Raw genomic sequence first — 14,159 nt, forward strand, 5'->3', positions numbered from 1 at the left:
TGTTTTCAATAACGATGAAATAGAGTTTTTAAAAAATAAAACTATCAGGATCAGTTTAATGACCCTCGGCTCTGCTTCTGCTCACCCGAAAAAAGCGTGCTGCGTTCCGCAGGCGGCACGGGCGTCTTCGCGCGCGCTGTCCGTTCCGGTGTTTCAGGACCGTCAGCCCTGCCGTGTCTCGGGCTATGAGGACATGGTGCTGATCGGGGAGGGGACGCACCAGATTGGCGCTGATGATTCCGAAACCCATGTCGCGGATGGCGAGGGGCCGGTCCGGCTCGTGGAGGTCAATGCTTTCTGGATCGACAGATATGCCGTCACCAACCGGCAGTTTGCGGCCTTTGTCGCAGCTACGGGGTATGTGACGGAAGCTGAAGCGGAGGGGTGGTCGTTCGTTTTCGAAGGAGTGGCGACGGCGACAGCGAAGAAGCGCCGTCTGCGCGGTTCTGTTCCGCAGACGCCGTGGTGGCTGCCGGTCCGTGGCGCGCAGTGGCGTCATCCTGAAGGGCCGGGGTCGCATATTTCGGCCCGTCAGGATCATCCGGTCGTGCATGTTTCGTGGAATGATGCGGCCGCCTATGCGGTCTGGGCGGGCAAGCGTTTGCCGACGGAAGCGGAATGGGAAATTGCCGCGCGGGGCCGGATGCAGAATTTCCGTTACCCCTGGGGAAATGAACTGCGTCCTGATGGGGAGGCGCAGTGCAACATCTGGCAGGGACGTTTCCCTGACGAGAACACCCGCCAAGACGGGTATGTGACGACCGTGCCCGTTACCGCATTTCCGCCGAATGGATACGGCCTTTACAACATGGTGGGCAATACGTGGGAATGGTGCTCCGATTTCTGGAGCCCGGTCTGGCATCAGGCTGAAAATGCCCTGACGCGATGCAATCCTTCAGGACCACACGAGGGGACGGACAGGGTGATCCGGGGGGGATCGCATATGTGCCATCACTCCTATTGCAACCGGTATCGCAATTCGGCACGGACCCATACGACGCCTGACAGCTCTCTCGGCCATATCGGTTTCAGATGTGCGTCATCGGCTGTGGTGGATCTGTGAGTATGGATTGACCCTCCAAAGCGGTGAGACGCCGTCATCTTCTGGCGACGACGGCCGGGGCCGGTGTGGCGTTTTCGGCCGGTGCTGGTGTTGGTGCCAGGGCGAAGACCATCTCTGCCGCGTCAGAGACCCCGGCAGACCGGAAGCCGAACATTATCTGGATCGTCTGCCATGATATCCATGCGCCTCTTCTGGGATGTTACGGCAATCCTCTGGCGGTGACGCCGACGATTGACGCGCTGGCCCGCGAGGGAAACCGCTTTGACAGCGCCTATGCCACCGCCCCGGTCTGCTCTCCGTCGCGTTTCTCGCTGGTCACGGGGCTGTATCCGCAAAGCTGTGGACCGGCGGAAAACATGCGCGCTGTGGCCCGCATTGCAGGACAGTTCGAGAGCCTTCCGGAACTGATGCGTGGGGCGGGGTATTACTGCACCAATAACGTCTTTACCGACTACAACTGTGACCTTGATCCTGCGACGATCTGGGATGAGTGTTCGGTGACGGCGCACTGGCGGAACCGCCCGGCGGGAAAACCCTTTTTCGCGGTCTACAATTATCTCATCACGCATGAATCCCATCTGTTTGAGACGGGCGCGACCGTGACTGATCCTGCGCAGGTCCATATTCCGCCCTATCTGCCGGACACGCCCGATATCCGGGATTCTATTGCGCGCAACATCGACATGGTGAACCGGCAGGACAGGGCTGTGACACATATTCTGGGTGAGCTTGAACAGGACGGTCTGGCTCAGGACACGATCGTCATGTTTTTCGCCGATCATGGCGGGGTGCAGCCCAGAACGAAGCGCTACTGTTATGAAGGGGGGCTGCACGTGCCTCTGATCGTGCGGTTTCCAAAGAAATTCCAGCATTTTGCGCAACGTGCGGCCGGGCAGGTCAGTCCGGATCTTGTGAGTCTGGTGGATATGGCGCCGACGACACTGTCGCTGGCAGGGGCGGCAATTCCCCGGCATATGCAGGGACAGCCGTTTCTGGGGCAGCACGTTCCCCCGCCACGCGAACATGTGTTCAGCGGTCGCAACCGGATGGATGAACGGCTGGATCTGATACGAACGGTCCGGAGTGGGCGTTACCGCTATATCCGCAACTACATGCCGCATCGCATTTACGGACAGCATAATGCGTATGAGTGGAAAGGTCGCGGTTACCAGTCGTGGGAAGAGGAGTGGCTGGCGGGGCGTCTGGATCCCGTTCAGGCAGCCTTCTGGCAGGCCAAGCCGGGTGAGGAGCTTTATGATCTCGCGGATGACCCGCATCAGATCAGCAACCTGATCGACGATCCGGCGCATCAGGCTGCACTGCAACATTTGCGTGGTGTGCTTGATGCGCAGATGACTGCGATCAACGATAATGCGTTCCTTGCGGAAGGGCTGCGACATCAGGGGTATCAGGCAAGCCGCGAGCCTGGCGCTTATCCGTTGCCTGCGCTGATGGCGCTGGGGGCGAAGGTGATCCAGCGTAGCGCAAAACATCTTCCGGCGTTCAGGGCCTCTCTTGGAAATGACAGCGAAGCCGTGCGGTACTGGGCGGCTACGGGTATTCTTGCGGTGCAGACGCCGCTGGATGCCCGGACCACTCATGATGTGGCATTGGCATTTGGAAAAGAGCCGTCTGTGGTGATCAGGGCTGTGCTGGGTGAAATTCTGCTGAATGGCCCCGATGCTGCTCAGGCCATCGACTGGGTTGCGGGAAAGATCGCGCAAACGGGTGATCCGGAGGGGGCCCTGGCTGCGGTTCTGGCGGCGACTTATGGGCGGAACGTGCGCTCTCCCGCCGTAACGCCGGCTGTTCAGGCGGCCCTGACGACGCGTGTTTCGCCGCCTGATGTGCAGGGTGTTCTGGGGCTTTTCGCGGTACGGGCCGCCGCGCGGTATCTCAGCGAAAAACGCGCCGGAACCTATACGCCGCGTCTGAAACAGCCGTCCGATTTTGATGCAGCCTCCATGCAGAGCCCGGCAGGAAAGAAGCTGGTGGCGGCCATGGGAGGCAGGATCAGCGATCCGCAGATCTAGAGGCTGCGGGAAGAAAATCTCAATTCTCTCATGCTTTTCGCAAAGCTTTTGGCTCTGCGGGGGGCCAGAATATCCGCAGGAACATCATGGTACAGGTCAGACGTCGCACCCTTCTTGCCTCAGGCGGAGGCGCCTTCGTGGCAAAAGGATATGGGCAGTCCCTTCCGAAAGGCAGGTGGACGAATATTCTCTATCTTCATTCCCATGACAGCGGGCGGGCGCTCGAGCCCTATGACAGCGCGGTCTCTACTCCGGAAATAGCCTCTCTGGCGCGTGAGGGCGTGACGTTCCGGCAGGCGTTCAGTGCGGCACCGGTCTGCTCTCCCAGTCGTGCGGCTCTGCTGACCGGTCAGTCTCCCCATCGTTCCGGAATGATGGGGCTGGCGCATCGGGGTTTCAGGCTGAACGATCCGCGGCAGCTCCTTTTCCGGGACCTGCAGAAATTCGGATATCAGGCCGTGTTGACAGGGATGCAGCATGTTGCCGCTGATCCAGACACGCTGGGGTATGACAGGAACCTTGCCTATCGCGACGAGAGCGGGAAATGGTGTGCGGAAGCTTCTGTGGTGGCACCCATAGCCGAGCGGTTTCTGGATAGCCGGCCCAGACAGCCGTTTTTTCTGGATGTCGGATTTTTCGAGACGCATCGGGAGTATCCGGACCCGACCCCCGCGGATCTGGAGCGTGTGCAAAGCGTTCCGCGTCCATTACCCGATACGCCGGAAATCCGCCACGATTTCGCGGCGTTCGGAGCAAGCGCCCGTCAGTTGGATGCGGGTGTGGGGCGGGTTTTGCGGGCTTTGTCCAGAAATGGTTATGACCGCAACACGCTGGTTATTTTCGTCACGGATCATGGCATCGCTTTTCCGGGCATGAAGTGCAACCTGACGGATGACGGGATCGGAACGGCACTGATCATGCGGGGGCCGGGTCTGGCCGTGGGGCATCAGTCGGACGTGATGGTCTCGCAGATTGATGTTTTTCCGACAGTTTATGATTACCTGGGCATCCCGCGTCCTTCCTGGCTTGCGGGGCAGTCTTTCCTCCCGGTCTTGCAGGGCAGTCAGGTGGAAATCCGGGATGCCGTCTATGCCGAGATGACATATCACGCGTCTTATGAGCCGATGCGGGCCGTCCGGACGCAGCGATGGAAATATATTCGCAGATTTGGAAGTCGCAGGCAGCCCGTACTGCCGAACTGCGATGACAGTCCCAGCAAGTCCGTCTGGGTCGGGGCCGGATGGCCGGATCATCGTCTGCCTGAAGAGGCTCTTTATGATCTGACGTTCGATCCTGCGGAAACCGGTAACCTGTGTCACGATCCGCAGTACGGAGACGTTCTGCGGGAGATGCGAAAACGCCTGAGGCGCTGGATGCAGGAGACGCAGGACCCGCTTCTCAAAGGGCCTGTGGCGGCTCCGGTGGGGGCCGTTGTCAATCCGCCCGATGGTCAGTCCCCTTCGGAACCGACGGTGCCTGCCTGAGAAGGGAGGGCTGGCGTCATGACTGCGGCCGCCAGCCCTGCGGTTATATTATTTTTCCGGATCTGAAGCCGGGACCACGACTGTTTCGGTATGTGAGACGGTCGAGGGCACCCATCCATATGGCACGGGCTGGATACGATAGACCCAGTTGGAGCGCGTTGTTTTTCCTGGAGAGCTGCCGGGCGTTTCACCTGAATAGGGCGACACATATTCCCACACGATTTCACCCGTGGGCGTGACCTGGAAGAAGCGTCCGTTCATGCCTTCGTCAATCAGGGTATTGCCATTGGGCAGCCGGTCCACGGAGCTGATGAAGCTGCTGTAGAAGGACCATGGCGGGCCGCCCGAATTCTCGCCCGTGTACTGCCAGACGACCTGTGCCGTTACGGGATTGATTTCCAGAATTCGCGAACCGTTAGCGACCTGCAACGGACGGGCGGGATAGCCTGCTTCGCCCTGATTGTCGAAAACGATCAGGTTGCCTGCACCCGGTAGGCCTTCGGGGACAAGATGCGCGTCATGCTGTCCGACGAACTGGTCGACGGCGAAAGGAACAGCCGGTTCGCTGCGGCGCCGCTGCGGGAGGTTGGGGCCCAGACGCCATACGACCTTGCCGGAATGGCGGTCTAGGATCGCGATGAAGTTGGCCTCCCGTGAGTCGATCAGGATGTTGTCTGGCGCGAAACGCTTGTCTCCTGCACGGTACCAGTGGTTATCGCCTACAAGCTGCATGTTGTTGATATGAAGGTAATCCGGATTTTCAGCATGCGTTACCAGTTGAAGCTGGCTGTCGGTAAAGCCGAATTCCTGAAGATGGTCTCCGGCCTTCCAGGTCCAGCGGATTTTGCCGTCCGGGGCGATCTCATAAATCACGTCATCAAGTACCGGCTTGGCTCCGCCGGGGATGGAGCGGTTCTGGTTGGCCAGAAGAAGCGTGCCGCCATCGGGCAGGCGCGCCCAGTCATGATGCTGACGGGCATTGCCTTCGGGCGACTGAAGCCCCCATTCCCAAAGCGTTTTGTCGGACCAGTCCACATAGCCGAAAGTCCGGTTACGGAAACCGGCTGTGGCTCCGGGGATCTTGTGGGTGCCGTCCCCGCGGATTTCCGAAAGCTGTAGCCCGATAATGCCTTTCTGCCCCTGGACCAGAGCGGGATCAATGTATTTGGCGGGGAAACCGGCCTGTGCCCATTGCCGGACCTCGTGACCGTTCATGTCGATGAGATGGGTATGATTGTCGCTTCCGGAAAACAGGAGGAAGCTGTTGTAAGCCTTTTCGGGGCTGTAACGGGTGACGCCGGTCGGCACTACGCTGGGGACGGCTTTTGCCACGTCCGGGAAGGTCATGAGGGCAGTGCACAAGGCCATCGTACCCGTAGCGACGGTGGAAAGCCTGAGTCGGAACGAAGCCATATCACTTACCCTGTCATCTGGAATCATGGTCTCCCGGGGGGAGCTTCCGAACTGAAACCGCTTTTCGGGGTTCTTTCAACCATCAATATTGGTTTTTATGAATTTACATCCTATTTTTTGGTTGTTAATATTTTTAACCATAATTGATAGTTTAATAATCCAGACTGAAAGCCCGCAGATGACCCGATTTGTCCAGAGGCGTCGCGCCTTCCTTTCCACAGTTGCAGGGATCGGCCTTGGCGGAATTACGGGTCTGGGGGCGCGGGCGATCGCCCAGCCCCGGATTTCGGGCCGTTCCGGCGAAGGGGTAAAGGCGCCGAACATCATTTTCATTCTCGCGGATGACCTTGGATACGCGGATGTGAGCTGCTTCGGCACACCGGGTTTTACGACGCCTTCCATCGACCGTATCGCGCATGAAGGCATAAAGCTGACGCGTGCCTATGCGAACTCCGCCGTCTGTTCCGCGACGCGGACGGCCCTGATTACCGGGCGTTATCAGGACCGGATTGCCTGTGGTCTGGAAGAACCGATTGCCTCATCCAGCGGGAAAATCGGGCTTCCGCCGGGATTGCCGACCCTGCCGGAGCAGCTTCACAGGGCTGGATACAGGACGGCTCTGGTGGGGAAGTGGCACCTTGGGAGCCCTCCGGAGTTCGGGCCGCTCAAGAGCGGCTATGACCATTTTTACGGTATTTCCGGTGGCGCTGCCGACTATTTTACCCATCAGGCAAAACCCGGCGAGGACCAGTTTTATCGGGACGACCATCTGATCCACGATCATGGTTACCTGACGGGGCTTCTGGGGGACGAAGCGGTTCGGCTGGTCGACACTTTCGCACAGGACGCGTCGCCATTTTTCCTCAGTCTGCATTTCAATGCGCCGCACTGGCCCTGGGAAGGGCCGGAGGATGAGGCCGAATCGAAGCGCCTGAAAGGCAGGATCTTCGACTATGATGGTGGAACGCAGAAGACCTATGGCCGGATGGTCAAAGCCATGGATGATCAGATCGGCCGGGTTCTTGCGACACTTGACCGTCATCAACTGACGGAAAATACGATCGTCGTGTTTACCAGCGACAACGGTGGTGAGCGTTTCTCCGAGATCTGGCCTTTTACGGGCATGAAGGGGGAGCTTCTGGAGGGTGGGCTCAGGGTGCCGGCGGTTCTGAGGTGGCCCGCACGGGTGAGGGCAGGGTCCGAGAGCGACCAGACCCTCATCACGATGGACTGGCTTCCCAGTTTCCTGGCTGCTGCGGGCGTGACGTCGGACGCAACTTTCCCGTCCGACGGCACAAATCTTCTGCCGTTCCTGAGTGATCCGGAGAAACGCCAGTCGCGCTCACTGTTCTGGCGTTACAAGATCCATGACCAGCACGCTCATCTCGATGGCGATTACAAATATCTGAAAATTGGGGAGAACGAATTTCTCTTCGACGTTGTCAGCGATCCGCGCGAGAGAGCCAATCTGAAAGATCGCAAACCGGAGCTTTTTGCCCGTCTGAAAAAGGAATGGGCAGCCTGGAATGCAACGATGCTGCCTTTCCCGCAGGGCAGCTACAGTTGGGGAGCGGATGCCCAGGATTTTGCGGATCATTATGATGCGTCCCAGTCAGATTGACGTGGGCTTCACCGCAGCTGATCACAACAGGCAACAGAATATATAACTCAAGTAAATAGTATTAATAAATACATCCCGAATCCGTGACGTGTGTATGGACCGAATCAAAACGACGATATATCGTTCTTATGTAAAAACAACGATATAAAAATGTTAATGCGGTTTCGGGAATATTCTGGTCATGAAGAAAAAATACGTCCTGCTTACCGCCATCGCGGCCGTGGTTGATGTGACGGGGTGGGACAGTGCGCAGGCACAGAACGCTGCCCCCACGGAAGGAGCCGCGGCCACGCATGCCGCGCACAGGCATCATACGGCAAAATTGGTTCCGGCAGCCCGGCCCACTCTCAAAGCGGTCAAGGCGCCGGTCTCCGATCCGGAACGGATCCACGTGGTCGCATCTCCGGTGCAGGCAGCAGCGCACACGATTGACCAGGAAACGCATGCGCTTCAGAACGTTCCGCAGGCTGCGACACGGATCGGTGCACAGGAACTGAAGGCCGAACATATCACGGCCCTGCCCCAGGCCGCGCGCCTTCTGCCTACCGTTCAGCTCAATATTTCCAATCCGCGCAACACCACAATCAATATCCGTGGCCTCGGAGCCGCCGGGACAGCAGCGACCGATGGGATCGAAGGGGGCGTGGCGGTGTATGTCGATGGTGTTTATCGTTCACGTCCTGCGACAGCGCTGAGCGATCTGGTCGATCTGAACGGGATCACTGTTCTGCGTGGTCCGGCCGGAACGGAAGGGGGCATGACGGCCACGGCAGGCGCCATCGAACTCACCACGGCAGCGCCGGATCTGCATACCCGACATGTTTATGGTGAGGCGGGGGTTGGAAATTATGATTATAACCGCTGGAGCCTTGGCGTTACGACGCCGCTGATCAAGGACAAGCTTGCGGTCCGGCTGAGTGCTTTGGGATATGGCAACAGCGGCTGGGTCAAAAACCTTGCGGGTGGTGGCGATATTAACGGCCAGACCAGCCGCTCTTTCCGCGCTCAGGTTCTGTATCACCCCACGGATGAGCTGAGTGTCCGGCTGACGGGAGATTATGCCCATCTGCGTGAGAACTGCTGCTCTGGGGGGCTCTACAAGATCGTTGCAACCAAGACGGATGGCAGCGCCGTAGCGGGAACGCTGCCGCAGCGTCTGGGCTGGGCCGGATATGGCGCGACGGCTCCGTCCAATGCGCCCTATACCATCAACCGAAGCTCTCTTTCTGACGCAGAGCAGGAAGACATGGGGCTTTCGGGGCATGTGGACTGGCACCATGCCAATTTTACGCTGTCCTCCATCACGGCTTTCCGGTGGTGGGACTGGGCACCGCATAATGACGGTGATCTGGGGCCGGCCAATGCCATTCTCAACAGCAATGCCAAGGTCGATCAAAGGCAGTTCACGCAGGAACTCCGTTTTTCCAGTTCTCTGGGGCGTCTGCTCGATTATCGGGTTGGAGCGTTTTACATGTGGCAGGAAAACCGTGTTTACGGTGACACCCGCTACGGACCGGATGCCGGGGCATGGTATGGATATGGAACCGGAAGCTCACCCGTTAGCGGTATCTCTGCCGAACAGGCCTCGAATGTCCTGAACAATTATGACGTGCGCAGCTATGGACAGCCCACCACCAATTATTACGGGCTTTACGCGAACGGGACCTGGCACATCACCCGCAAACTGGATTTCGTGACGGGTGTACGATATAATTACAGCACCAAAACGGGAAGTTTTTCCCAGTGGCAGGTCACACCCGAAAGCTATAATTCAGCCGTTACATCAGTGGCTACGGCACAGAAAATCTGGGGCCTGTATGGTAGCAATACGGGATATGGCGCGCATGTCGATAATGGTTTCGTAACCGGACAGTTCGTTGCGAAATACCATGTGGCGGATAATGCCATTGTTTATGGCCGCTATGGCCGTGGCGGAAAATCCGGTGGCCTCAATCTGGTCTCTTTTTCTGCGAGCCAGCTTTCTCAGGGCGCGGTTTCGCCGAATGTCGGAAAGGAGACGGATGACTCCTTTGAGGTTGGGGCGAAGGCGCAGTTTCTTCAAAACCGTCTTCTGGTCAGTGGTGCGCTGTATCAGACGAACGACCATAACTATCAGGTCACGGCAGTTCATGAATATCAGGGCGCGCTGGTTTCCTATCTGAGCAGCGCTCCAAAAGTGCGGGTCCGTGGTGCGGAGATGGACATTCATTACAGCCCGCTTGCCAATCTCGTAACGTCTCTGTCTGCGTCTTATAATGACGCCCAGTTCCTCCAGTATTCCACAAGTGCGCCGCCGGAACTGGCATGGAAAGGCGCTTACAGTCTCGCCCATACGCAGATTCCGTTCGTGCCGAGATGGGCGCTGTCGGCTGCGGTGCAGTATTCGCACGGGATCGGAAAGGTTTTTTCCCGCCCTCTCGATGCCTATGCAGGTGGGAGCTACAATTACAACACCCGTATGAACACCTCCAGCAACAACTCCGTTTATGGCTGGGTGCCGGCTTATGGCACGCTGAACCTGAATTTCGGGTTTCGCGACCATCAGGGGCGCTGGGAGCTTGCGGGCTTTATCAATAATGCAACGGACGAGCGACGTGTGTCGCAGATTTCCCAGGGAAGCGCCGCTTCGGGGAATGGCAGCTGGTACGCCTATGTCACGCAGCCCCGCAATTTCGGCTTTATTGCCCGCGTGAATTACTGAACCGGCGAGGAATGGTCATGAAAAGACAGACGTCTCTGGGCCTTCTTCTGGGCAGTACGCTTTTATGGGGCAGCCTTGCGCAGCATGTCCATGCAGCAGAACCGTCCCAGGCGACGCAGGGTTGGCCGCAATCGCCACAGGCGCCCAGGGGGGCGCCGAATATTGTCGTTATTCTGATTGATGATGTCGGATTTGGTGCGACGAATGTTTTTGGTGGTCCGATTTCGACACCGGATTTTGCACGTCTGGCGGATGCCGGGCTGCGATATGACAATTTTCACGTCAATGCTTTGTGCTCCCCGTCGCGGGCATCATTGCTGACGGGATATAATGACCGGCAGGTGGGGTTTGGAAATATCGAAGAAGCGGCTTCCAGGCATCCGGGATATAATACCGTTCTACCTGCGAACGTGACGCCGGTTGCCGAAGTTCTCAAGGAACACGGGTATAATACGGCGGCATTCGGGAAATGGCACAATACGCCTTACTGGCAGATCAGCGCGGCGGGGCCATTTGATCTGTGGCCGACAGGGCGGTGGGGGTTCGAACATTTCTACGGCTTCCTTGCCGCAGCGGACAACCAGTATTATCCGCGTCTTTACCGTGACCAGACCCCTGTTGAGCCGTTTTCCACTCCGGAACAGGGCTATTACTTCACGACCGACATCACCAACGAAGCCGTTCGCTGGCTGCATCAGCATGACGCCGTGGCGCACGACAAACCGTTCTTCCTTTATTATGCGACGGGTGCGACGCACGAGCCACATCATGTGCCCAAGGCATGGATTGCGAAATATAAAGGGAAGTTCGATCAGGGCTGGGATGTTATCCGGCAGCAGAGCTTTGAGCGTCAGAAGGCGTTTGGCGTTATCCCGGCGAATGCGGAACTGACACCGCGCCCCTCCACGCTGCCTGCATGGGACAGTCTGTCTCCGGATGAAAAGAAGCTGCTCGCGCATCAGGCCGAGGTTTATGCCGCTTTTGCCGAAGAGACGGATCATGAAGTCGGGCGGCTTCTGGCGACGCTGCGGGAGGAAGGCATTGCGGACAACACGCTTGTCCTGGAAGTGTTCGGGGATAATGGGGGGAGTGCCGAAGGCGGGTTTCTGGGGAAGGATGCGAAGACTGCGGAGGGCGGAACGCCGGATGTCAGGACGCGTCTGGCCGACAGTGATGCGCTGGGAAGCGAGTTGTATCTCAACCATTATGCCGCCGCATGGGCATGGGCGCTGACGTCTCCGTTTCAGGGCACGAAACAGGATGCCGCCCATCTGGGCGGGACGACGGACCCGCTGGTCATCTCCTGGCCCGCACGCATCCACGATACTCATGGAATACGGGGGCAATTCGGGCATCTGAACGATATTGCGCCAACGCTTTATGAAGCCGCCGGGATTACACCGCCGTCCCACACGGCGGGCGTTGAGCAACTCCCGATTGAAGGCCGGAGCCTGCTTTATACGTTCGATCATCCCGACGCCCCGTCGCGGCACAAAGTGCAGTATTTCACCACGAGCGGAAATCTGGGCATCTATTCCGATGGATGGTGGGCCGGCCAGCTTGCTCAGGAAACGTGGGAGGTGGGTGACAACCGCGTGTATCTTACCCGTGGGATACAGCCGCAGACGCATCCGTGGGAGCTCTACAGGCTGAGCGATGACTACAGCCAGGCCCATGATCTGGCTGCGAAATATCCCGAAAAACTCAAAGAGCTTCAGGCGCTTTTCCAGCACGAGGCCAGCCGTAATCATGCAGATCCGCTCCGGCCCGGAGTTGACGCCTATCCGCTTGGTACGGCGACAGGCCAGACGGTCTTTACATACCGCTCTGGCGTGGATCGCGTAGGGCCGCGTTTTGCACCGGATCTGGGGCATGATCCGTATACGCTGAGTGCTGATGTCGATGTCCCTGCGGGCGGGGCGCAGGGGGTGATTTTCGCCGAGGGCGGGCGATATGGGGGTGTCACCCTTTATGTTTCGAAGGGGCGCCTTGTTTGTGAAGCCAATGCAAATGGTGTGCGGACAGGACAGATCGTAACGTCTGCTCCTTTGGCGGCAGGACGGCGGCATATTGTCGTGACGGTCACACCGGAGCAGGAGCGGACAGCGGGGAAAAGCGATGCGGCAGCGGAGGTGATCCGGCGCTGGGTGGGCGGGAAACCGGTTCCCGCGACGGTAGGGCTTTCCGTGGACGGAGCCCCGGCCCGGCAGGCGCGTTTCAGCAACATCGCCCTGTCATCGCGCGAGACCCTCGATATCGGTCGTGATCTGGGATCTGCCGTGAGCCCGGCCTATACGGTGCCCGCAGCATTTACGGGCCGTATCGACACGGTCACCCTCACGACTGCGCAGTCCTCCGGCCAATGAATCCCGTTCCATCACAGGAGGCGCAGGCCTTGATCCGTTCAATCCGCATGAACCGCCGGACACTCCTCGCCGGGACCGCAGCGCTCGGCACGGTTACTCTGGGTCTGTCGGAGGGGGCTGCGCATGCGGCTTCCAGGGCAGTCTCGCGGGCGCCCAACATCATTTACATCATCGCGGATGACTTGGGTGTGTATGATCTGGGCTGTTACGGCCAGACCAGAATCCGCACACCGCATATCGACCGGATGGCGGCTCAGGGCATGAAGTTCACGCAGGCCTATGGTGGCGCGCCTATCTGCTCGCCTTCCCGCTGTGCGCTCATGACGGGGCGCCATATGGGACATGCGTCCATCCGCGACAATTTTGCGCTCGCCGGAGGCGTGGTCGGATACAAGGGCAAGGAACAGATCCGCAGGGCCAATCTGTTCGATCAGGAACCGACGGTCGCGTCCGTTCTGAAAGAGCAGGGATATATTACGGGGCTGGTGGGGAAGTGGCATCTCGATGGTTACGATCCTGACGCCATCCCGACGCGGCACGGGTTTGATGAATTCCACGGATGGCTGACGCAAACGGAAAAGACGCAGGGCTATTTTCCGGAGAAATGGTACGACGGCACGACGTTGCAGGATGTCGCGGGAAATGCCGGCGGGGGGCGGGCTGTCTACGAAACCGACATCGTGACGGATCAGAGCTGCGACTTCATCAGGCGTCATCGTCAGAAGCCCTTTTTCCTGACGGTCGCCTATAACGCGCCGCATAGCCCGCATATTACGCCAGCCGAGGGGGATTATGCAGGAGAGCCCTGGGGCGCCCGGGAAAAGGCCTATGCGGCCATGATCGAATTTCTGGACGCTGGCGTCGGCAGTATTCTGCAAACGCTTGAAGCGTCCGGGCTGGACAATGATACGATCGTGTTTGTGTCGTCCGATCATGGGCCGAGATCCGAACCCACGGCGGAGCAGACGGAAGTTGTGACCTTCTTCAACTCTCATGGTCCGTTGCGAGGCTATAAACGTGAGCTTTACGAGGGTGGAATCCGTGTTCCGCTGATTGCGCGCTGGCCTTCACGGATCGCTGCGGGCATGACGAACGGGACGCCCGTTTATCATCCCGATTTGCTGCCGACGGTTCTGGGGCTGGCAGGGCGCAGTGTTCCTGTGGTGACGGATGGTCGCGATCTGACGCCCGTTCTGCTGGGGCAGGGGAATCTGCCGGAGCGACTGCTCTACTGGGAGACATATGAGCCGTCTTTCTGGCAGGCGGCGCGTCTGGGGAAATGGAAAATCGTGCGGCCCGTCGGGTCGTCCCGGCTGGAGCTTTATGACCTGACGGCAGATCCGGGCGAAAAGCACGATGTGGCCGCCAGGCATCCCGAGATTATCCGTGAACTCTCAGGACGACTTGTATCGGAACACAGGCCGTCGCGTGAGTATCCGATCGCCCTTTAACTGGCGAAAAGGGGGGGCACCGATCAC

8 protein-coding genes are annotated in these 14,159 nt (G+C 58.7%); 7 read left to right on the plus strand and 1 reads right to left on the minus strand.

Annotated elements, in window-relative coordinates:
- The first annotated feature begins 58 nt into the window (after window positions 1–58).
- The 3 genes from HK22_RS01225 (at window position 59) to HK22_RS01235 (ending at window position 4,580) form a co-directional block, all read left to right on the plus strand.
- Complete coding sequence (locus HK22_RS01225; protein WP_086648051.1) at window positions 59–1,063, plus strand: formylglycine-generating enzyme family protein; 1,005 nt, start codon at window positions 59–61, stop codon at window positions 1,061–1,063.
- 23 nt (window positions 1,064–1,086) lie between these two features.
- Window positions 1,087–3,096, plus strand: coding sequence for a sulfatase (locus HK22_RS01230; RefSeq protein ID WP_233142319.1), 2,010 nt, complete (start codon window positions 1,087–1,089; stop codon window positions 3,094–3,096).
- An 86-nt stretch (window positions 3,097–3,182) separates the two neighbouring features.
- Window positions 3,183–4,580, plus strand: coding sequence for a sulfatase (locus HK22_RS01235; protein ID WP_086648052.1), 1,398 nt, complete (start codon window positions 3,183–3,185; stop codon window positions 4,578–4,580).
- Window positions 4,581–4,628: 48 nt separating this feature from the next.
- Here HK22_RS01235 and HK22_RS01240 read toward each other — a convergent pair whose 3' ends face one another.
- Window positions 4,629–5,993: an aryl-sulfate sulfotransferase gene (locus HK22_RS01240; protein ID WP_086648053.1), complete on the minus strand. Its 1,365-nt coding sequence runs from the start codon at window positions 5,991–5,993 to the stop codon at window positions 4,629–4,631.
- 178 nt (window positions 5,994–6,171) lie between these two features.
- On the opposite strand from HK22_RS01240, the gene HK22_RS01245 reads away from it, so the two are divergent.
- The 4 genes from HK22_RS01245 (at window position 6,172) to HK22_RS01260 (ending at window position 14,132) form a co-directional block, all read left to right on the plus strand.
- Window positions 6,172–7,614, plus strand: a complete 1,443-nt coding sequence (locus HK22_RS01245) for a sulfatase (RefSeq protein WP_086648054.1) — start codon at window positions 6,172–6,174, stop codon at window positions 7,612–7,614.
- Between the two features lie 181 nt (window positions 7,615–7,795).
- Entirely contained in the window at window positions 7,796–10,315 is a 2,520-nt protein-coding gene (locus tag HK22_RS01250) for a TonB-dependent receptor (protein ID WP_086648055.1), read from the plus strand.
- A 17-nt stretch (window positions 10,316–10,332) separates the two neighbouring features.
- The gene (locus HK22_RS01255) at window positions 10,333–12,681 is read left to right on the plus strand and encodes an arylsulfatase (RefSeq protein WP_086648160.1); all 2,349 of its coding nucleotides are present in this window, start codon (window positions 10,333–10,335) and stop codon (window positions 12,679–12,681) included.
- A 29-nt stretch (window positions 12,682–12,710) separates the two neighbouring features.
- Window positions 12,711–14,132 (plus strand): arylsulfatase, encoded by a 1,422-nt coding sequence (locus HK22_RS01260; protein WP_233142321.1) that lies wholly within the window; start codon window positions 12,711–12,713, stop codon window positions 14,130–14,132.
- Window positions 14,133–14,159: the final 27 nt, after the last annotated feature.

Source organism: Gluconobacter sp. DsW_056, from assembly GCF_002153595.1.
GTDB classification, from domain to species: domain Bacteria; phylum Pseudomonadota; class Alphaproteobacteria; order Acetobacterales; family Acetobacteraceae; genus Gluconobacter; species Gluconobacter albidus.